The organism is Streptomyces spirodelae (assembly GCF_017676385.1).
Lineage (GTDB): Bacteria > Actinomycetota > Actinomycetes > Streptomycetales > Streptomycetaceae > Streptomyces > Streptomyces spirodelae.
In genome coordinates, this window is the sequence record NZ_JAFFZN010000016.1 from 37,916 (window position 1) to 58,527 (window position 20,612).

Annotated in this window: 14 protein-coding genes; 9 read left to right on the top strand and 5 right to left on the bottom strand. The window is 69.8% G+C overall.

What is annotated here, in order from left to right; genetic code table 11:
• Positions 1 to 44: 44 nt before the first annotated feature.
• The 4 genes from JW592_RS18155 to JW592_RS18170 all read right to left on the bottom strand — a co-directional run bounded on the left by JW592_RS18155 (position 45) and on the right by JW592_RS18170 (position 5,614).
• On the bottom strand, positions 45 to 959 hold the full coding sequence (locus JW592_RS18155) for a LysR family transcriptional regulator (RefSeq protein ID WP_209266183.1): 915 nt from the start codon (positions 957 to 959) through the stop codon (positions 45 to 47).
• A gap of 193 nt (positions 960 to 1,152) precedes the next feature.
• Positions 1,153 to 2,259: an FAD-binding oxidoreductase gene (locus tag JW592_RS18160; RefSeq protein ID WP_209266184.1), complete on the bottom strand. Its 1,107-nt coding sequence runs from the start codon at positions 2,257 to 2,259 to the stop codon at positions 1,153 to 1,155.
• On the bottom strand, positions 2,256 to 3,530 hold the full coding sequence (locus JW592_RS18165) for an aromatic ring-hydroxylating oxygenase subunit alpha (RefSeq protein ID WP_307805451.1): 1,275 nt from the start codon (positions 3,528 to 3,530) through the stop codon (positions 2,256 to 2,258). Before JW592_RS18165 ends, JW592_RS18160 begins: the two co-directional genes overlap by 4 nt.
• Positions 3,531 to 3,568: 38 nt before the next feature.
• A complete protein-coding gene (locus JW592_RS18170; protein WP_209266185.1) occupies positions 3,569 to 5,614 on the bottom strand; it encodes an NADH:flavin oxidoreductase in 2,046 nt (681 codons plus the stop codon).
• A 991-nt stretch (positions 5,615 to 6,605) separates the two neighbouring features.
• Between JW592_RS18170 and pglW the strand changes: the two genes are divergently transcribed.
• The 5 genes from pglW (at position 6,606) to pglX (ending at position 18,441) form a co-directional block, all read left to right on the top strand.
• A complete protein-coding gene (gene pglW, locus JW592_RS18175) occupies positions 6,606 to 11,051 on the top strand; it encodes a BREX system serine/threonine kinase PglW (protein WP_209266186.1) in 4,446 nt (1,481 codons plus the stop codon).
• Between the two features lie 76 nt (positions 11,052 to 11,127).
• Positions 11,128 to 11,619, top strand: a complete 492-nt coding sequence (locus tag JW592_RS18180) for a hypothetical protein (RefSeq protein ID WP_209266187.1) — start codon at positions 11,128 to 11,130, stop codon at positions 11,617 to 11,619.
• Positions 11,616 to 13,013: a KGGVGR-motif variant AAA ATPase gene (locus tag JW592_RS18185; RefSeq protein WP_209266188.1), complete on the top strand. Its 1,398-nt coding sequence runs from the start codon at positions 11,616 to 11,618 to the stop codon at positions 13,011 to 13,013. Before JW592_RS18180 ends, JW592_RS18185 begins: the two co-directional genes overlap by 4 nt.
• Entirely contained in the window at positions 13,013 to 14,488 is a 1,476-nt protein-coding gene (locus tag JW592_RS18190; RefSeq protein WP_209266189.1) for a hypothetical protein, read from the top strand. Before JW592_RS18185 ends, JW592_RS18190 begins: the two co-directional genes overlap by 1 nt.
• 158 nt (positions 14,489 to 14,646) lie before the next feature.
• A complete protein-coding gene (gene pglX, locus JW592_RS18195; RefSeq protein WP_307805452.1) occupies positions 14,647 to 18,441 on the top strand; it encodes a BREX-2 system adenine-specific DNA-methyltransferase PglX in 3,795 nt (1,264 codons plus the stop codon).
• Between the two features lie 27 nt (positions 18,442 to 18,468).
• Here the strand turns inward: pglX and JW592_RS18200 are convergent, their stop codons facing one another.
• Positions 18,469 to 18,726 (bottom strand): winged helix-turn-helix domain-containing protein, encoded by a 258-nt coding sequence (locus JW592_RS18200; protein WP_209266190.1) that lies wholly within the window; start codon positions 18,724 to 18,726, stop codon positions 18,469 to 18,471.
• A gap of 153 nt (positions 18,727 to 18,879) precedes the next feature.
• On the opposite strand from JW592_RS18200, the gene JW592_RS18205 reads away from it, so the two are divergent.
• The 4 genes from JW592_RS18205 (at position 18,880) to JW592_RS18220 (ending at position 20,409) form a co-directional block, all read left to right on the top strand.
• A complete protein-coding gene (locus JW592_RS18205; protein WP_209266191.1) occupies positions 18,880 to 19,275 on the top strand; it encodes a hypothetical protein in 396 nt (131 codons plus the stop codon).
• Positions 19,275 to 19,676, top strand: coding sequence for a hypothetical protein (locus JW592_RS18210; protein ID WP_209266192.1), 402 nt, complete (start codon positions 19,275 to 19,277; stop codon positions 19,674 to 19,676). The genes JW592_RS18205 and JW592_RS18210 overlap by 1 nt, the downstream gene beginning before the upstream one ends.
• A gap of 62 nt (positions 19,677 to 19,738) precedes the next feature.
• Entirely contained in the window at positions 19,739 to 20,086 is a 348-nt protein-coding gene (locus JW592_RS18215; protein WP_209266193.1) for a DUF6247 family protein, read from the top strand.
• Positions 20,083 to 20,409 carry a hypothetical protein gene (locus JW592_RS18220; protein WP_307805453.1) on the top strand — a complete coding sequence of 109 codons (327 nt, stop codon included), beginning with the start codon at positions 20,083 to 20,085 and terminating at the stop codon, positions 20,407 to 20,409. Before JW592_RS18215 ends, JW592_RS18220 begins: the two co-directional genes overlap by 4 nt.
• Positions 20,410 to 20,612: the final 203 nt, after the last annotated feature.

Below are 20,612 nucleotides of genomic sequence, written 5' to 3' on the forward strand. Positions count from 1 at the left end.
CGTTCCGGTGGCGCGGGGCCGCTCCTTCCGTCGGGCGGCCCCGGTCACTGTCGCGGAAGCAGTTGGGTGGCGGTCGCGGTGATGGTCTCCAGCGCGCGGGTCAGAGTGGGGATCTGCCGGGCGCCGAGCCGAGTGACGGACATGATGCGGCGGGCCGGAGCCGGCTCCCCGTGGAGCGGAAGGCGCGCCACCGGTGAGTCCTCGCGCAACTGCGCCAGACGGGGTACGAGGATCACGCCGAAGCCGTGGGCCACCAGCGCGGTACCGGTGTCCCACTCGTCCGCGTAGTGGGCGATGTGCGGGGTGAAGCCCGCGCTCATACAGGCGGCGAGCACCAACTGGTGGTAGGTGGTGCCCGGATTGCCCAGGATCCACGGTTCCCGCGCGGCGTCGGCCAGGGTCACCCGCTGCTGCCCGGCGAGCGGGTGGTCCCGCGGCACCACCAGGTCCAGCGGGTCGTCCAGCAGGGGCTGCTGGTCGAAGCGGTGGTCGGTCATCGGCGGCGAGTCGGCGGTGACCACCAGCAGCGCGAGATCGGCCTCTTCCGAGAGCAGCAGGTCGAAGCAGCGGTCCGGCTCGGCCTCGATGATCCGGACCGTCAGGTGCGGATGGGTGTCGCGGAGTCCGGCCGCGGCGGGCGGGAGCAGCCGGCTGGCGGCGGTGGAGAAGCCGCAGAGCGTGATCTGGCCCGTGGGCTCGATCCCCACGGCGGCCAACTCGGCGCGGGCGAGCTCCCACTGTTCGTGGAGGCGTTCCGCGTGGCGCAGCAGTACACGGGCCGCGTTCGTCAGCCGGATGCCCCGGCCCTGCTGCACCACCAGCTCCGCACCGACCTCGGCGGCGAGCTGGCGCAGCTGATAGGAGACGGCCGAGGGCGTGTAGTGCAGCACCCGGGCAGCAGCGGTCACCGTGCCGTGCTCGGCGACCATCTGCAGGATGCGGAGCCGGGAATCAATCATGCGAACACTTTGCACGGTTGACCCAAAGACCGTTTGATTTTCTTCTCCCCTCGTCGCCCACACACTGGCTGACGTGCTGAACAGCCGTCCGGTTCGCACGGCGTTCGGTGTCGCAGGGCTCAACGGGTTCCTTGCCCGGGCCGTCACCGCCGTCTCCGCGCTGCACCGGGTCCGGCGGCGGGCGTTGCCCGTCTCAGGCGTCTATCACCAGGTCCTCCAACGGCGTCGAGCAGCACAGCAGGATCTTGTTCCGTGCTCTGTCCCGGGGGCGGATGCCGCCGTTGTCCTGCATGTCGACCGACCCCTTCTCAAGAGTCGTCAGGCACGTGCCGCACATGCCCTGCCCACAGGAGGAAGGCAGGGTGAGGCCCGCTCGGGCCGCGGCCTCCAGCACCGGGGTGCCGGCGTCGCATTCGATGGTCGTACCGCTGCGGGTGAGCTCCACCGCGAACCCGGCGCCCCGACCCGCGCCCGAACCCGGGCCGGAGCCGGGGCCAGGGGCGGGGCCAGGGGCCTCGAAGCTCTCCTGGTGGTAGCGGCCCTCCGGGAGACCCGCCCCGAGGAGCAGCTTGCGCACCGCCCGCATATAGCCCGGTGGGCCGCAGGTGAACACTTCGCGCGTACGGAAGTCCGGGGCGATCTCCCGCAGCATGCCCAGGGTGAGGCGGCCCCGGTAGCCGTTCCACCGCTCCTGCGCTCCGTCGTCCTCGCAGACGTGGGTGACCCGGATGTTCGGCGAGGTCGCCGCGAACATCTCCAACTCGTGCCGGAAGGGGATGTCCTCGGGGGTGCGGGCGCTGTGCACGAAGACCACGTCCACCGGTGCGGCGAGGTCGTACAGCGTCCTGGTCATGGAGATCAAGGGCGTCACCCCGCTTCCGCCCGAGAGGAACAGATACGCGGGCGCCGGGTGCCGGACCGTCGAGAACCGGCCCAGCGGACCCCGGGCACGGACCACGTCGCCCACAGCCAGCTGGTCGTGCAGCCAGTTCGAGACCCGTCCCCCCGGCACCCGTTTCACGGTGATCGCGGCGAGGTCGGGACGGGACGGCGGGGAGGAGAGCGTGTAGCAGCGGTTGCTCTCCCGGCCGTCGATGTCGAAGGTGAACGCGAGGTACTGGCCCGGGTCGTGCCGGAACAGACCTGGCCCGGTCGGCTCGAAGACGAACGTCTTCATATCGCCCGTGACCTGGTGGATCCGCTTGCAGACCAGCACATGGTCCACGGCGCCGTCCTCCTCGCCCAGCGCCGTGGCCGACCGCGAGAGGTCGGGGCCGGGGAGGGTGAGTACGTCGTTCATCGCTGCAACTCCTCACGGAGGCGGTCGATGTACCAGGCGCAGAACGCCTCGACCTGGTACTCCGTCTCGGCGTACGGGCCCGGCTCGTACGCCGGGCTGCTGACACCCTGCTGAGCACGGGCGACAAGGCGCGCGTCCTGCTCGTTCGTCGCCGTCCAGACCTTGAGCAGCGTGTCCAGGTCGTAGTCCACGCCCTCCTCGGCTTCCGGATGGACGAGCCAGGTGGTGCGCAGCAGCGTCCTGTCCGGGGCGAGAGGGAGGACGCTGAAGGTGATCGCGTGATCACCGAGTACGTGGAACCACGAGTTGGGCTGCAGATGCAGGGCCAGATGCCCGAGCCGGGGTGTGGGCAGATCACCCAGCAGGCGCCGGCATGCAGCTGTGCCGTCCGGGGTGAAGGACTCGCCGGCCAGATCGAGCGCGTCCCGCTGGATGCGGAACCCGGTGGTGCGGCCGTCCAGTTCCTCGATGAGCGCGTACGGCAGGCCGAGCCTCTCGTACGTCTCCCGCATCTCCGCGTCGGCCCGCCGATAGCGTTCGTGCGCCGGACGCAGCCGCGCGGGCAGGTTCTCCTCGGTGTAGCCGTACGTGGGGAAGAAGGAACGCAGCAGCTCGGGGTGGCCGTCGCAGTGGTAGCACTCCCGGTTGTTCTCCATCACCAGTTTCCAGTTGCCGTCCTCGACGAGGTCGGTGCGGGCCGCCACCTTGGCCCGGCGCAGCTGGTGCGGGAGAAGGTACGGCTCGACGCGGGCGGCGACCTCGGCGAAGTCGGCGGGTGGCTCCTCGGCGAGACAGACGAACACCAGCCCGCCGACGCTGCGCACATGCACCGCCTTGAGGCCGAAGCAGCCGCGGTCGAACCCCGGCGGCTGCGACGGGGCGTGCCGGAGCGCGCCGTCCGTTCCGTACGTCCACTTGTGGTAACCGCAGACCAGGTTTCCGACCGAACCGTTCCCCGCCTCCAGAATGCGGGCGCCACGGTGCCGGCAGACGTTGTGGAACGCCCGCAGCTCCTCCTCGTCGTCCCGCAGGACGATCACCGAGTACGGTCCGACCTCCACCGTGGCGTAATCACCCGGCTCCGGCAGCTCGGCGTCCACGGCCACGAAGATCCACTGTCGGGCGAAGACCGCCGCGATGTCGAGATCGAAGAAGTTCCGGTCGGTGTAGAACGACCTCTCCAGGCTGTGGCCGGCGACCCGCCGCGCCACCGCGCTCCACGTCCGTGCTTTCTCGGCCGACTCGGTGTTCACCAGTGCCAGTGCTGTCACGCTCTTCCCCTCTCGATGGTGCGGACCGCGGTTCCGGGTCACATCGGCAGGCACAGCCGCAGTGCGTCGAGCACCGCGGCATGGATGTTGCGGCTGGTGACGGCGTCCCCGATCCGGAACAGCTGGTAGCGGCCCGCCGGATCGGCGACCTCCCGCTGCGGTGCGCCGGCCAGCAGCGCGCGGTGGTCCAGTCGGCCGTGGTTGCTCGACCCGGCAAGCAGGTCCCGGTACAGATCCGCGTTGGGCAACGTCCCGTGCTCGACCACCACGTGGTCCACGACGCGCTCCGCCTCGGTATCCGCGTACTCGCTGCGCAGCGTCGCGACCAGGCGCCCGTCCTCCGCACGGCGCACGGACCGCAGCCGGTGCCCCAGGGCGGTGCTCACTTCGTGCTCGGCGAAGACCCGCAGGTAGGCGGGGGAATTCATGCTGCCCACATCGGGGGCCAGCATGCGCTCCGGCGTCACATACTCGATCGGGACGCCCTGACGCGCCAGCACCTCCACCGCGTCCAGGCCCGGATAGGCGCCGTTGTCGTCGTAGACCAGCACCCGCCCCCGGGGGCGCAGAGCTCCGCCCAGAACATCCCAGGTGTCGGCCACCACCTCGGCGCCCTCCGCGAGGACGGAGACATTGGGCAGTCCGCCCGTGGCGATCAGCACGATGTCGGGGTCCTCCGCGAGCACGTCCGCCGCCTCGGCCAGCACCCCGAGCCGCAGCTCGACGCCGAGCACCTTGCACTCGTCGACGCGCCAGTCGACGATGCCGAGGAGGTCCCGCCGCCGGCTGTTCGCGGCGGCGATGCGGATCTGGCCACCGGGCGACTCGCCCGCCTCGAAGACGACGACCTCGTGCCCGCGTTCGCCCAGCACCCGAGCCGCTTCCAGCCCGGCGGGCCCGGCGCCGACGACCACCGCCTTCTTCCGCTCGGGAGCGCGCGCCACCGTGTGCGGCAGCTGGAGCTCCCGCCCCGTGGCAGGGTTGTGCACACATTTGCTGTCGCCGGAGTCGTAGATCGCATCGAGGCAGTAACTCGCGCCGACGCAGGGCCGGACACGGTCCTCGGCCCCGGCCGCCACCTTGGCCACCAGATGAGGGTCGGCGATCTGGGCCCGCGTCATACCGACCAGGTCGAGCAGACCTTCCCGCACGGCATGCCGCGCGGTGGCGACGTCCGCGATACGGCCCGCGTGCATCACCGGGACATCGAGCGCGCGCTTGATCCCGGCGGTGAATTCCAGGAAGGGCGCCGAGGGCGTCCCCATGGACGGAATCGCCCGCGCCAGGGACGCGTCGCTCTCGATCGAGCCCCGGACGGTGCTGACGAAGTCGATGCCGTCCTCGATATACCTGCGGGCCGCGGCCAGCGCCTCGTCGAGAGCCAACCCGCCCGGCCGATCCTCGTCCATCGACATCCGGATACCGACGATGAACGCGTCGTCGACCGCGGAGCGGATCGCCCGGATCACCCGCCGCGGAAAAGCCAGTCGGTTCGCCAGGCTCCCACCGAATGCGTCGCTGCGTTCGTTGGTCGCCGGGGAGAGGAAGCTGTCCAGGAAATGCCCGTACGACTGGATCTCTATCCCGTCCAGCCCGCCTTCCGCGCAGCGCGCGGCCGCGTCGGCGTAGTCCCGCACGACACGGTCCAGGTCCCACGGCTCGGCCTCCTTCGGAAAGGCCCGATGGGCGGGCTCCCGCAACGGTGACGCCGAGAGGACGGGCAGCCAGTCGCCCGCGTAGTTGCTGGTGCGCCGTCCCAGATGAGTGACCTGGCACATGACCGCGGCCCCGGCTGCGTGCACGTCGTCGGCCAACCGTCGCAGCCAGGGCACCACGTCGTCGCGGTAGAGCAGCAGATTGCCGAACGACGGCGGGCTGTCGGGCGACACGACCGCCGAGCCCCCGATCATCGTCAGCCCCACCCCGCCCCGGGCCTTCTCCAGGTGATACCTCCGGTACCGGTCCCGGGGCAGCCCGCCTTCTCCGAACGCCGGTTCGTGCGACGTACTGACCACCCTGTTGCGCAAGGTGAGGCTCTTCATCGTGAAAGGCTGGAGCAAGGGATCCGTCACTGACGTACGCATGGCGCTCCTCCTGAACCGACCAGGCGGCCTGGGGAATGGGGTCCTCGCCTACGGCGCCGTCACGGCAGCACGGTGCTGCGCCGCAGCAGTTGCTCGAAACTCGAAAGACAGGAACCGGTCTTCGTCCGGCCCCCGCACACGGGAGCCGGAAGCCCTCGTGCGGTACACCACAAGCGTGGAGCCCCCGTACGACGCGCACAATCAAGCGAAGTCGCAGGGAACCGCGCAAACCACCTGCAAGATCGACAGCCGTCGCGCCCCTTCCCCCATCCCCCGATCCCTGCTACCCCGAAGCCACCCGGCCCGGCCGCACCGGCCGCAGCCGACCGGCGGAGGTGCGGGGAAGAGAACGGCGCCGGGTGACGCCTTACGGAGTCAACCGGCGCCATGTGGTGGCTGCCACGTGGTGGCGCCATGCCCCGGGCCCCAAGAGAGCCGCCCAAGGGGGTCAGAATCTTTGACGAGGACATCACAAAGGTCACAGGGATTCCCGCCGGAGCGTCTTCACAGGTGCCGCGGAATGACATCACGCCTGAATAGAACACGTGTACGCGTCCGGGCTGCTCGCCTTGGTGTGGCACGTCCCACAAGGCTCTGTCCGACCGCTATCCACTCAAACCGAGGAAAGGGACAGTGCTGTATGGACCAGGAGGTTTCCGTCTTCCTGCCAAAGGAAGCGTCGTCACTGCCGGCCAGGCACACACAGTGCCACCAGTGAAGCCGTACCCGACCGTTGAGCGCACCAGCGGGCCAGGCGGAAAGGGCGACCGCGGACGCATGAGCACCGCCGCGACCTTGGTAAACCCTGTGGACGGCGACGCTGGGTCACAGCCAATCATCTAGGATTCCTCTCCAGAGCACGGAGCCAGCGCAAACCGGCAGCCACGCAAGAACGGCTGCGCTCGAAGATCCCTGACCATCTTCCTGTAAGCGTCGTTGAGTGCCGGTCCTGTTCTTGCCTCACACCGCACAACCAGCTGAAGGAGGTTCGGTGGCACGTACCGCGCGGCCATCCTCGCCGAAGCCCGGACCTCCCCCTCGTCGCACACGCTGGTTCCAGCCACGGCGCTCCGGCTACAAGTGGGAGCAGGAGGGACTCGATCACGTACGGCAACTGTTGCCGGACGCCGAGCCGTACCGGGCGTGGGCCACGTTCCAGTTCACGGGAGCCTCCGGCCGCGTCAGCGAATGCGACCTGCTGATCGCCGTGCCTGGCGGGCTGTATCTGCTGGAGCTGAAGGGCCACCCCGGCCGGGTGGTGAACCACGGCGACACCTGGCAGTTCCACGCCGACCGGGTCCGCACCCTCAAGAACCCCCTCCATCTGACCAACCTCAAGGCCAAGGAGCTCAAGGGCCAGCTTGAGCGGGCCGCCCGCGGCATGGGCGTCAACCCCCGGCGGGTGCCTTTCATCAAGCCCGCGGTCTTTCTGCACGACCCGGATCTTGTGAGCGCGCTCGACGAGTTCCAGCGGACCTCGGTGTTCGGGCGCAACGACAGCAACAGCGGGCTGCCCGGCATCTGGGACGGACTGCTGAACCTGCCGCCCGAGCGTGAGAGCCACCGCGTCACCCCGCAGGACAGCCAGCTCCTCGAGGAGCTGATGAAGCGCATCGGTATCAGCCACTCCACGGCTCACCTGCGGTTCGGGGACGGCTGGCGCCTGGAGCCGCGTGCCCTGGACGCGGGCCCCGGCTGGGAGGACCGGCTGGCCGAGCGGGAGGACGGCCTGGCCAAGGAGAGCGGCCGGGTACGGATCTACCTGGCCGGCGAAGCCCCCTCCCCCGATCAGCGCCAAGCGGTGGACCGGGCGGCCCGCCGCGAGTATCAGGTGCTGCAGGGCATCAACCACCGGGGCATCGTCCAGGCCGTGCAGATCCGCGAGCACGTGGGCGGTCCCGCGATCCTCTTCCGCCACCGCGCTTCCGATCTGCGGCTCGACGCCTTTCTCGACGCCTACGGCGGTCGGCTGACGCCCGAGACCCGCCTCGACCTGGTACGCCAGCTCGCCGAAGCGGTGCGCTACGCCCACGACCGCTCCCTCTACCACCGAGCGCTGTCCGCGCGCTCGGTCTACGTCTCGGCACGCGAGGACGGGAGCGACCCCGTCCTGAGGATCGCCGACTGGCAGACAGCCGCACGCGACTTCGAGACCACCCTGCACCGCACTCTCGGGGACACACCCCTCGACGCCGATCTGATCGCCGATGTCGCCCAGGTGTATCTCGCCCCCGAGACGGACCAGGAACACGCGGACCCGGTCGACCTCGACGTCTTCGGGCTCGGCAGCCTCGCCTACCTGCTGCTCACCGGACGCCCCCCGGCCGACCGGCGCAGCGCCCTCGTGGACCGGCTGGCCACCGAGGGCGGGCTGCACCCGTACGCGGTGGCCGACGGTGTCTCGACCGCCCTGGACAGCCTCGTCTTCCACGCCACCGCGGCGGACGTCCAGGACCGGCTGCCGTCCGCGGAGGAGTTCCTGCGCCTCCTCGACGAGGCGGAGGCCGACGCCACCACCCCCGAGGCGGCCGGCGTGGCGGTCCCGGACCCTCTCACCGTCCAGCCCGGCCAGCCGCTGGACGGCACCTGGACAGTCGCCCGCGTGCTGGGCACCGGCGCGACCGCCCGAGCGCTCCTGGTGCGCCGCAGCCCGGACGAGACCGGCGACGACACGGACTCCCTCCGCGTCTTCAAGGTCGCGCTCGACCACGACAAGGACGCCCGCCTGTACGAGGAGGCCCGGGCGCTGAAGGAGGTGGGCGGCGGGCACATCGTGAAACTGCTGGCCGAACCGCGCGAACTCGGCGGCCGGACCATGCTGGAGCTCGAGTACGCGGGGGGCTTCCGCCCGCCCACGGACCGGGACCCGGTCAGCCTCGGGTCCCGGCTGCGCAACGAGGGTGCGCTGGGCTACGGCCAGTTGGAGCGGTTCGGCAACGACCTCTTCGACGCCCTCGACAGCCTGGCCGCCCGCGGCGTGCGCCATCGTGACATCAAGCCGGACAACCTGGGGCTGTTCAAGCGCAGCGACGGTTCCTGGCAACTGATGCTGTTCGACTTCTCGCTGACCGACGCCCCGGACCGGGAACTTCAGGCGGGTACCCGCGCCTACCTCGACCCGTTCCTGGGCGACGGCCGGCGCGAACGCTACGACGACCACGCCGAGTGGTACGCCGCCGCGGTCACCCTCCACGAGATGGCCTCGGGCGAGCGACCGGTGTGGGGCAACGGCCAGGCCGATCCACGCACGGTCCTGAGCGCGAAGCTGTACGTCGCAAGCGAGTTGTTCGACGCGGCGCTGAGCGACGGTCTGACCGAGTTCTTCGAACGGGCGCTGCACCGCGATGTCGAGCAGCGCTACGACAGTCTCCGGGACATGCAGGAGGCGTGGCGCCGGATCTTCCGCAAGGCCGACTCGACACGTCCGGCCACCACACCCGCCACCCTCGGCATGACCGCCGAGGACATCGAGGACGCCCGCGAGCAGGCCGCCGCCGCGGCAGCGCTGGACACGTCGCTGGACGCAGCGGGACTCTCGCCGCGCGCTGTATCCGTGGCCGCCGGTCTCGGCGCCTCGACCGTCGAGGCCCTGCTGGACATCCCTCCGCACACGATCTCCCGGGCACGCGGCGCAGGCAATGTGATCCGCAAGGAACTCAACCGGCGCCACCGCCAGTGGACGCAGGCCCTGCGCAAGCGCCCTGCCGTCCGCAAGCCGGTGACGATTCCGGACGAAGCGCCCGAAGAGAAGCTGGAGTCGGTGGAGACGCTGGCCGCGCGCCTGACTCCGGCCGACGGCAGGCGCCGTACCAGGCCGCGTCCCGACGTCGTACGCGCCACGCTGCAACTCCCCGGCTGCACACCACTGGAACCGTGGCCGGCGCAGCCCGCCATCGCACAGGCTCTCGGCATCAGCCAGCCCACCGTCTCGCAGCACCAACTGGCCGCGGTCGAGCAGTGGGCGGCCCTGCCGTGGCTGACGCGCGTCCGTAACGAACTGGTGGCCATACTGTCCGAGCAGGGCAGGGTCATGACCGCCGAGGAGCTGGCCGGAGAGCTGCGCGCACGGCACGGTGCCGGTGACGACGATCCCGCCGCCGCCCTGGCCCAGGCGCTCGCCGTGGTGCGGGCGGCGGCCGACACCGAAGCCCGCAAGCGGGACGGGAACGCCGACGACGGCGAACCCCCGGCCCGGCTCGACGTCCTGCGCCGCGGCGGCCGGGTCGTGCTGGCCCTGGAGGACCAGCCCGGCTCCGACGACCCGACGCCCGCCGAACTGGCCGACTACGCGGCAGCCCTCGGGGCGGCGGCGGAGCAACTGGCCGCCCGCGAGCCGCTGCCGGGCAGGGCGACGGTGCTGCGTGAACTGCGCGCGGTGCCCGCGCCCGAGTCGCTGGCCGACACCCGGCTCGTCGACCTCGCCGCTGCCATGGCGCACGGCGTCGCCGTCTCCCCGCGCCTGGAGCTGTTTCCGCTCGGCCTCGGTCTGGCCCGCGCGCTGCGGATCTCGCAGGCTCCGGCGGGGGTGCGCGCGGAGTCCGGCATCAGCACCGCGGACCTGGTGGCCCGTATCCGCGCACGCTTCCCCGGCCTGTCCGCGCTGACGGATGTCACCTACGTGGAGCTGGAAGAGGCGCTGAAGCAGGCCGACTTCCCCCTGGAGTACGACCAGCAGCGCAAGAAGTTCCTCCCACGCGCTGCCAAGACGTCCGGCACCCACATCGAGCCGTCGGCGTCGAACCTGACCAGCACCGGCTCCCTGATCGCGGCAGCGCAGAGCGACCTCGCGCTGGGCCGGGACCCGCGCCGGGTGATGTCCACCCGCCTGGAGACAGCCCGCCGGCGTGGCGGCTTCCTGGCGATCACCGTCAAGGGACTCGAACTGCCGTACGTGGCCGAGCGACTCGCAGAGCGGTTCGATGTCGTACCGGTCTCCTTCGACGAGCTGTTCCTTTCCGTCCTGCGGGAGTTGGCCGCAGAGCACGGGGCGCCCTGGCAGGCGCTGCTGACGGCGGACGCCACCCTGACCACGTCCGGCACGATCGGCGCGGGACTGGCGTCGTACGCACGGGTGGCCTCCGAGCGGGTCGTCGCCCGCGCCACCGCGCTCGCGGAAAGCGCGGGGCCGCGCACGGTACTGCTCGTCCACGAGACCGCACTCGCCGCCCGCTACTGGACATCCGGCGCCCGCGAGGCCCTGGTCACGCTCCAGGAGGCCGCCCGCCGCCCGGCGGGCTACCCGCACGGCCTGTGGCTGCTCGCCCCGATGGAGGACCCGCAGGTCTCGCCGTCGCTGGACGGCCGCACGGTGGACATCATCGACCGTGCCAGCGAGTGGGTGGTGCTGGGCGGCCTGTTCCTCAAGGAGCTGAAGGGCGACGGGGTGAGGGCACAGAGCCCGGAGAGGGACGGGGAGCACACACCGGCCCCGGGCTGACAATTCCTTTGGCGGGCCAGCGGGTTCTGTCCGAATTCCCCGCCCCTGCGGCCGCGAGTCGGCCTACGATCGCCGGGTGCTGGGACTCAAGCAGGAAGACCACTTCGCCTCGGCCGCCGGGCGGCATTTTCGGGACGCCGACTACCTCCGCGACGACGGACGCCTCCCTGCTGCGGACCACCTCTACGGGTTCGCGGCGGAGTGTGCGACGAAGAGCCTGCTGCTGCGGTTCACCGAAGTGACCATGGACCCCAAGCCCGGCGAGGACGCACCGTCCTCGAAGCCGTGGGTCGAGAATCCGGACCCGGACCACCACAGACCGTTGATCGAGTTCGGTCACGTCAACGAACTGGTCAAGGAGGTCGCATTGTTGGCGCACGGCCGTGCAGGTGCCTCCCTCCACGCGGCGCTCGAAGGCGACCTGCGGGTCTTCAGGAGGTGGCACGTGAAGTTCCGCTACTACGACGGCGGTTACGCTCAGGCGGACGTGGTGACCAGACGCCGGACCGCCGCGCAGAACATACTCAGCCTGCACGAGCAGGCCCAGCTCAACAGAAAGCTCCCATGATGCGCTCGCCCTCCTCCGTCCGCTTCAGCGAAGCACGGGAGTACGCGTTCGAGTCCGCCCGCTCCGTGGCCGGTCAGGGCTTCGACGTCGTGCTCGTCCGGGACGTGCTGGGCCGCTTCACTCTCGTCGTGGACGACACCGGCAAGGAGGACGCGGCCCGCCTGCGGGCTTCCTGGGAGGCGGAGTTCACCGGCAGCCTGGGCCGGTACCACTCGGACCAGCCGGTGCTGCTCGCCTCGCAGATGTTCTCCGCCGACGCGGTGTTCACCTCACCGCGCGCCGTGGCCGACCCCGCCGGGCCGTCCCCCGCCGGCTCGGTCCGCCTGCTCGACAACACGGTGGTCGGCGAGGACTGGGCGAAGGTGACCACGCCGGACGCCGGCTCCCTCGCATCCCGCTCCCGAGCCCACCGCACCGCGCTGTACGGCTTCAAGGGCGGCGTCGGCCGTTCGACGGCGACCGCCGTGCTCGCCCGGCATCTGGCCGACCGGGGCCATGCCGTCCTGGTCGTCGACCTGGACCTGGAGTCGCCCGGTGCGGGCCCCCTGCTGGCGGGCCGGAACCTTCCCCGGCACGGGATCGTGGACCATCTCGTCGAGGCCGCCGTGGACAACGCCGAGGGCCTGGAACTGGTGACCCGCACCCCTTACGAGCCCCGCGCCCCCTACGAGGGCCTTTGGGGCGAGCTGTGGGTGGCCCCCGCCCGGGGCCGGACCGAGACCGACGTGCCCTACGCCTACGTCGACAAGCTGAACCGCGTCTACTCCGACCTCCCCGGGACCGACTTCGCGGCCCGCCTCGAGCAGGCCGTCCACGCCTGCGAGGACGCCATGGAACGCGACAGCGACACCGCTCGCCGCCCCGATGTCGTACTGCTGGACAGCCGCGCCGGCATCCACGACATCGCCGCCGTCACGATCTCCCAACTGTGCGACACAGCACTGCTCTTCGGTGCCGACAACACCCAGACCTGGGCGGGCTACGGCGACCTGTTCGCCGCCTGGCAGTCCTTGGGCCAGGCACCCCTCATCCGCGAGAAGCTGCACATGGTGGCGTCGATGGTGCCGGACTCGGTCCACTACCCGATGCGGGGCTATCTGGAGACCTTCCGCGCCCATGCGTTCGAACACTTCTCGGTGCTGTACGACGAGGTCGCACCGGGCGCAGGACCGTCCCCCGAGGAGCCCTTCGCCCCGTCCCTGCACGACGACTGGGCCCCGCACACACCCATCCCCATCCTGTTCGACCAGGGGCTGGTGGGCATGGACTCGCTCAACGCCCCTGACTGGTGGGACCGCGCCTTCGTCCAGGCCGCGTACCGTGATTTCCTGCCCACCGTCACCTCACTGATCGAGGAAGCGCTGGGCGACCGCGCGGACCAGGAAGGAACGTGATGACCGAGGTCTCCCTCTCCGCACAGGAGTACCGGGACCTGCTGTCGGCGGCGTTGGAGGACGCCACAGCGGCCGACGCCCGCCCCCCGACGGCCCGCACGCTGTTCACCCCTGACTCGCACCGGCAAGCGCTGTACGTCGACAACGTGGTGGTGCAGGGCGGCCGGGGCGTCGGCAAGACGTTCTGGTACTGGTCGCTCCTCGACGACGAACTGCGCGACCTCGCTGCCCAGGAGTACCGCATCAACCGCCTCAACAGGCTCCGGGTCCACCCCGGATACGGCCTGGCGATGCGGTCCGGGCACTACCCGGGCCCGCTGGTGCTGGGCAGCCTGCTGGCGGCGGGCGAGGACCCGTACGACATCTGGTACACGGTCCTCCTCAACGCCCTCGGCCAGCCCGATCTGTCCGGCCTGACCGAGTGGGCCGACAAGATGGCCTGGGTCCGTGCCCACCCCGGCCCGGCGGAGCGCACCATCGAGCAGGCGGACAGTCAGGCGTACGAGGAGAAAATCGTGCACCTGCTGCTCTTCGACGCGCTGGAGCATCTGGTCAGCGACCGCGGGCAGGCGGACCGGCTGGTCGGCGGCATCCTGCGGCTGGCCCTCCAGATGCGCCTCGCCACCCGCAACATCCGGCTGAAGGTGTTCGTACGCCCCGACATGTTCGAGGCGGCCGGCAACCACTTCGCCGACGCCTCGAAACTGTCGGCCTACTCGGCCCGGCTGGAGTGGACCCAGACCGATCTGTACGGCCTGCTGTTCCAGTATCTCGGCAACGAGCAGGGCGAGGAATCCGAGCGGTTCCGGATGCTCACGGGTGGCTGGAAACCGGAGAACGCCGGTGCTCGCCAGGCCCCGCCCCGGCTGCTGTCCGTCGACGAGAACACCCAGCGACGCCACTTCGACGAGATCGCCGACCCCTTCATGGGAAGCAACGTCCGGAGGGGGAAGACCTACACCTGGCTGCCGAACCACCTCATGGACGGGTGCGGGCAGGTCAGCCCCCGCAGCTTCCTGGAGGCCCTGTCCACCGCCGCCGAGACGACCCGGGCCCGCCACCCCGGACACGACCGGGCACTGCACCATGAGGGAATCCGCGCAGGCGTGCAGAAGGCGTCGAAGCGGCGGGTGGACGAGGTCAAGGAGGACACCCACTGGGTACGGCTGGCGATAGAGCCGCTCGCCGGCTACCAGGTACCGGTTGCCGAGAAGACGGTGCTGCGCCTGTGGAAGGAGGCGAACCTGTCGGCGTCGCTGGCCGAGGAGACCTCCGGGTACGTACAAGCCGACACCCCCGAACGCGTCCGCATGGGACCACGCCAGCCGGAAGACCTCCCCCGGGTGATCACCGAGCTGATCGAACTGGGCGTGATGACTCAGCCGCGCAGCGACGGCCGCCTGGACCTGCCCGATGTGTACCGGATCGCGTTCGGCCTGGGCCGCAAGGGAGGAGTCCCGCGCCCGACGTCGTAACGACGACCGGCCTCCGGGAGCCGGGAGCCCCGCGGCCCTGCCCCATACGGCCCGGACCAGGCTGACGGTCATTGCCTGCGCACAGCGCCGGGCTGGCAGGATGGGCGGATACGCCGTGGTAGTACGGCGAGCCAGTAGGGGATGGAGAGGTTCCACCGGTGACGTTCGAGGAAGCCCGCACTGAGGCGGGTGCGTCGATGGACCGCGAGAAGCACGAAGCGCTGCTCAAGGACCTGCAGAAGCAGGTCACCCTGCTGGTGGCGGACCTCAGGGAGCGGGCGGCACTGGAGGAGTTCGACGGGCCGCTGCGGACCGAGTACGACCGCGCTGTGGAACAGGAGCGCACCGCACCGCAGCACTACGAGTCCTGGCTTGAGGAACGCCTCGTCCAGGTCGCCGCCGCATGGGTGCTGGGCTGCGTCTTCGTGAGGTTCAGCGAGGACAACGGACTGCTCCCCGACGCCTGGCTCTCCGGCCCCGGCGCACGGCTGGCCGAGGCCCAGGACCGGCACGACGACCACTTCCGTACCCACCCGGAGCACAACGACCGCGACTGGCTGTTCGCCTCCTTCCAGGCCCTCGCCGACGCCCACTCCACCGCCGCGGCCCTCTTCGACGAGCGCCACAACCCGATGCGGGAGGTCACCCCCTCCTACGGAGCCGCCGCCCGGCTGCTGGCCTTCTGGCGGGAGCGCGGTCCGGACGGTGAGATCCGCTACGACTTCACCGACCCCGAGCTGAACACCCGCTTCCTCGGCGACCTCTACCAGGATCTCTCCGAGCACGCACGCAAGACCTACGCGCTGCTCCAGACCCCTGTCTTCGTCGAGGAGTTCATCCTCGACCTGACGCTGGAACCGGCCGTCGAGGAGTTCGGCCTCGACCCGGTCTGGAAGCACCGCCCGCCCCGCTGGCGCGGCGAGACGGACCAGGACGGTGACGTACGCGGCCTGCGCTGCATCGACCCCGCGTGCGGCTCGGGCCACTTCCTGCTGGGTTTGTTCGAGCGGCTGCTGGCCAAGTGGCGCGAATTGGAACCCGGCACGGATGCGTGGCTGCTCATCCGCCGCACCCTGGAGTCCGTCCACGGCGCCGACAAGAACCCCTACGCCGTCTCCATCGCCCGGTTCCGGCTCCTGGTGGCGGCCCTGAAGGAAGGCGGCGTACGGGAGTTGCGCCGCGCCCCCGGAATGCCGGTCCGGGTGGCGGTCGCGGACTCACTGCTGCACGGCCGGGAAGCGGGCCGGGGCGCGGGCCAGACGCTGGATGACCCGGCGGGCGGTGAGGTCTTCACGTACCGGACGGAGGACGTGAAGCAGTACGTGGACGAGGTGGACCTGCTGGGCCGCGGCTCGTACCACGTAGTGGTGGGCAACCCGCCGTACATCACCGTGAAGGACAAGCAGGAGAACGAGAACTATCGGAAGGCGTACTGGGCCTGCTCGGGCAAGTACGCGCTGTCGGTACCGTTCGCCCAGCGGATTTTCGAGCTCGCGGTTCGGGCCGGTGGCAGCCACCGGGACGGCGGTTTCACGGGGCAGATCACGGCGAACTCATTCATGAAGCGGGAGTTCGGCAAGGTCCTCATCGAGTCGTTCTTCCACGGCGGCCCGTACAAGGACCCGGGAACAAAGCGCAAGGACAACTACTCCGGCGTGGAACTGACTCACGTCATCGACACCTCGGGTGCATACATCCCCGGGCATGGGACGCCGACGGTCATTCTCATCGGACGGCACCAGATGGCACGGCAGGCGATGCCGATTCGGGCAGTGCTGGGGATTCGGGGCGAGGCCAGCATTCCGGAAGAGGGCGCCCTTGGTCCGGTGTGGCGGGCGATCGTCGAGCAGGTGCGGAAGCCGGGGAGCGAGTCGGAGTGGGTGAGCGTCGAGGATGTGGAGCGGGCAGGCTTCGCGGAGCACCCCTGGTCACTGAGCGGAGGTGGGGCCGGTTCGCTCATGGAGGCGATCGAATCGGCTGCGCCGCACAGGTTGTCGAGCCGGGCCACGTCGATCGGCATCACGTCGGTCACTGGGGAGGACGACCTGTATCTTCTTCCTCGCAACGGTGCCGCAGCACGTCTTCGGGTCGCCAGAACACGTCCTCTGGTGACGGGAGAAGTGATCCGCGACTACGGACTAGAACCCGAGTTTGACTCAATTTGGGTGTACGACGGGAATTTCAGGACGGTGAGCTGGGGTTCGATCGGCGCAACTGGGCAACTACTAGACCCGTTCCGTACTGCCATCTCGTCGCGCAAACGCTTTGGCGTGCCAATGCTCGAGCGAGGGATGTCATGGCATGAATGGCAGGAGCTGTATCCGAGTAAGCTGACCACACCGCTGTCAATCGCCTTCGCTTTTGTCGCCACGCACAACCATTTCGTCCTGGACCGGGGCGGGAAGGTATTCAACCGTACTGCACCGGTGATCAAGGTGCCGGAAGAGGCAAGCGAGGAGCAGCATCTCGAATTGCTGGGGGTGCTGAATTCCTCGGGGGCGTGTTTCTGGTTGAAGCAGGTCAGCCAGGGCAGGGGAGGTAGCGGCCTCGGGCGCGGAGTGCAGGACGAGGAGTGGGAAGAGCGTTACGAGTTCACCGGCACCAAACTCCAAGAATTCCCCCTCCCCGAAGCCCTCCCCCTCGCCCACGCTCGCGAACTCGACCGACTAGCCCAAGAGCTGGCCCAGCACGAGCCCTCCGCCGTCGCCACCGCCAGCACCCCCACCCGCGCTGCCCTCGACGAAGCGAAGGCCGCTCAGGAGCGCATCCGCTCTCGCATGGTGCTGCTCCAGGAGGAGCTGGACTGGACCGTGTACGGAGCGTACGGGCTGCTCACCCCCAAAGAGGTCGCCCGCACCACGCTCTCCGGTGATCCCGCCGAACTGAACGACACCGACGTACCGCAGCTCCAACTCGGTCAGCGAGCCTTCGAGATCGTGATGAAGCAAAAGGTCGACGCCGGTGAGCTTGACACCGCCTGGTTCGACCGGCACGGCTCCACCGAGACCGCCGTCGCCAAGGTCCCGGAGGGCTGGCCCGACCCGTACAAGGAGGTCGTCAAGGCTCGGCTCGACGTCATCGGTTCCCACCGGGACATCCGGCTGATCGAGCGCCCCGAGTACAAGCGCCGCTGGTCCACCGAGCCCTGGGAGAAGCGCGAGGCCGCCGCCCTTCGCACCTGGCTCCTGGACGCGGCCGAGCGGGAGGAGCTGTGGTTCGAGGAACGCGGGGAGTACACCGCGCCCCGCACGCTCACCGTCTTCCAACTCGCCGACGCACTGCGCCACGACGAGGACTTCCAAGCCGTCGCCGCGCTCTACGCCGCCGACCATCTCGGCAAGAGCGACGCCTCACTCGCCACCGTCCTCGCAGCGGTCATCGAACCCGAGCACGTCCCCTACCTCGCCGCACTCCGCTACAAGGAGCCCGGCCTGCGCAAGCGCGCCCAATGGGAGCAGGTGTGGGAGCAGCAGCGCGAGGAGGACCGCACCGGGGAGCGCCAGGACATCAAAGTCCCTCCCAAGTACACGAGCGCCGATTTCCTCAAGCACTCGTACTGGTCCAACCGTGGCAAGCTCGACGTGCCGAAGGAGCGGTTCATCTCCTACCCGGGGGCTTCCTCGGACGGCGATCCGTCCCTCCTGCTCGGCTGGGCCGGCTGGAACCACCGCGACCAGGCCGAGGCGCTGGTCAATCTCATCAACGACCGCTCCTCAGTGGACGGCTGGAGCCACGAGGACCCGCGTTTCATTCCGCTGCTGGCCGGGCTCCGAGAGGTCATGCCGTGGGTTCACCAGTGGTACGACGAGTACGACCCGGAGTGGGGCGACAACCCGGCCCAGGAGTTCCAGGCCGCGCTCAACCACGCCTGTACTGAACGTCGCCTCTCGGAATCCGACCTCCGCGACTGGCGCCCCGAGAAGAAGCGGCGCGGGCGCACGGCTGCCGAATAGCGGTACGACGGTCCCGCGTCGGGACCGTCAGTCCGTGCCTTCGTCTTTCTCGGGCACGTCGGCGGGCGGCAGCACATCAACCACGTATGAGCCTTTGTGCGGCAAGGTCTCGATGAGCCCTCGCTCACGCAGGTCCCGCAGTGCGCGCCGGATAGTGCGGTCGGCGACACCGTAAGTCTCAGCCAGCCGCGTGATGCTGGACAGTGCTCCCCCAGGCGGCACGTGTCCCGACCTGATCTCTTCCTCGAGGACACGCGCGATCCGCTGCCATTCGTACTGGGCCATACCTGAAGCTTCACCTGGTGCGCCAGACCCCGCATTGGCAGCCCATGGTGCACCAATGGCGTCCATGGCGTACCGTGGTACATACGACACAGACCCCCGCGACGGCTGCAACCGTCCGGGGGCACGGCCGAACGCTGTCAAGGAGCGTCCAACATGCACAACCTTATCCGCCGCACCGTCCACCGGCTGAGCCTGCTGCTCGCCCCCGGCACCGGAACCCACCGCGCGGGCCCCCGCAAGGCGCGGCCCGCCCTCACCACTCGCCCCACCTCCGCCCGTCTCCCCTCTCACCGCACCCCATACGCACGGCTCAGGCTCGCCGGGCTCGGCGAAGCGAGCCCCGTACCCGTACTCGACGGCGAGGCCATCCCTCTGGTGCGCCCGTACCTCGTGGCGCACGAGGAAGAACAGCAGCGGGCGCAGCGACAGCGAAGGCAGGCGCAGCAGCAACGGCACCGGCGCCGCACGCTCGTCCTCGCCGCCGACTTCGGGATCGATCTGGACCAGCACCTGATCGGCGCAGGTGGCCTGGAAGGCAGGGCCGCCTGATGGAGCACGGACACCCGAAGTGGCACCCGACGGACGACACAACCACGCTCCGGCTACTGCCCTGGCCGTCCCCGGAGGGGAAGCCGTGCTACCTCGTCCCGGACGAGGAGGGCGGGTACCTCTCACGCCTGGCCGACCAGATGGAGGAGGAGTTGCTGACCACGGGCACCGACGTGCTCGGGCTCGCCCGCGAAGTGCTGGACGACCCGGCTTCCCCGTACACCGAGGTGCGCTACGCCGGTATCCGGCTCGCCGAGTGCCTGACCGACGCCCTGCGCGTCGCCGAATCCCGCGGCCTGCGCCTCTCCGCACGAGACGCTGGGGAACCCGACGACTCCCCGAATACCACGGACACCGCGGAACCGAAGCCCGGCCGCGGACCGCACACGGAAGGTCGGTGACGCGGGCTATGGTCGTACGCACGACACGTCGTCGACGCGTCAGGGAAGGAGTAATCGAGGCCATGACCGCCCACGCCGTTGATCCCTCACCACTTGTCCCGCCCATGCCCGAGCGGAACCCGAAGGCACTGCGCGCGGCGATCGCCCAGCACACCCCCCAGCTCCTCCCCGACTTCGACGAGCACTGGAGGTGGGCGGTGGCCGACGCGTTCGACATCAGCACCGTGCCTGCGTTCATGGCCCGCTGGTGGGGCGAGTACGCGATCGCCCGTGATCCGAAGCTCGACGCCCATATGAAAGACCTCCACCGCCGCGCCTCGGAATCCACCGACATCACCGAGGCCAAGGCGCTCCTGGAGGAGGCTTCAAACATTCGCTACCACGTACGGAGGCTGGAGCCCGGCCAGTGACCGACAACGGATTCATGGGTCCGCCGTGGCAGATGGACTGGACACTCAAGGCCCAGGCTGCCCGCGACTCGCTCCCGGAGCACGTGCGGAAGGTGGTCGACGCAGCCCGCGCCGAGCTGGTCACGGCGAAGGATCCCTACTTCCGCGGCATCGAAACCGATGTGGATCTTCCCGATGGCATGAAAGTCCAGCCGGTTCAGTCCACCGAGCCGAAGGGCGCCCACGTCCTTCTCTTCGACAGCGGCCACGGCTGGATGACCTACACCTTCATTCGGCGTACCGAGGATCCGCAGATCATTGTGGAGGAGCTCTTCTGGCAGTGACCCGAAGCCCGTCACGCCAGTGACGCCCCGCACCACGTAGCGGTCCCGACCTCGCGCACCCCGCCCCTCCATCCTGGCCGAAATGGCAGGATGGAGGGGTTGCGTGCGCGCTGCGGGTGACCGCCGGGCCGCGCTGCGTGAAGTGCCCGGTCACAGAGCCGGACAAAATGCCGGCCGAACGGCCGGGTGAAGGTGCCCGGCGG

Coding starts and splice junctions, on each gene's coding strand:
- JW592_RS18155 (WP_209266183.1), bottom strand. CDS start 959: ATGATTGATTCCCGGCTCCGCATCCTGCAGATGGTCGCCGAGCACGGC.
- JW592_RS18160 (WP_209266184.1), bottom strand. CDS start 2,259: ATGAACGACGTACTCACCCTCCCCGGCCCCGACCTCTCGCGGTCGGCC.
- JW592_RS18170 (WP_209266185.1), bottom strand. CDS start 5,614: ATGCGTACGTCAGTGACGGATCCCTTGCTCCAGCCTTTCACGATGAAG.
- JW592_RS18185 (WP_209266188.1), top strand. CDS start 11,616: ATGATGCGCTCGCCCTCCTCCGTCCGCTTCAGCGAAGCACGGGAGTAC.
- JW592_RS18190 (WP_209266189.1), top strand. CDS start 13,013: ATGACCGAGGTCTCCCTCTCCGCACAGGAGTACCGGGACCTGCTGTCG.
- JW592_RS18200 (WP_209266190.1), bottom strand. CDS start 18,726: ATGGCCCAGTACGAATGGCAGCGGATCGCGCGTGTCCTCGAGGAAGAG.
- JW592_RS18205 (WP_209266191.1), top strand. CDS start 18,880: ATGCACAACCTTATCCGCCGCACCGTCCACCGGCTGAGCCTGCTGCTC.
- JW592_RS18210 (WP_209266192.1), top strand. CDS start 19,275: ATGGAGCACGGACACCCGAAGTGGCACCCGACGGACGACACAACCACG.
- JW592_RS18215 (WP_209266193.1), top strand. CDS start 19,739: ATGACCGCCCACGCCGTTGATCCCTCACCACTTGTCCCGCCCATGCCC.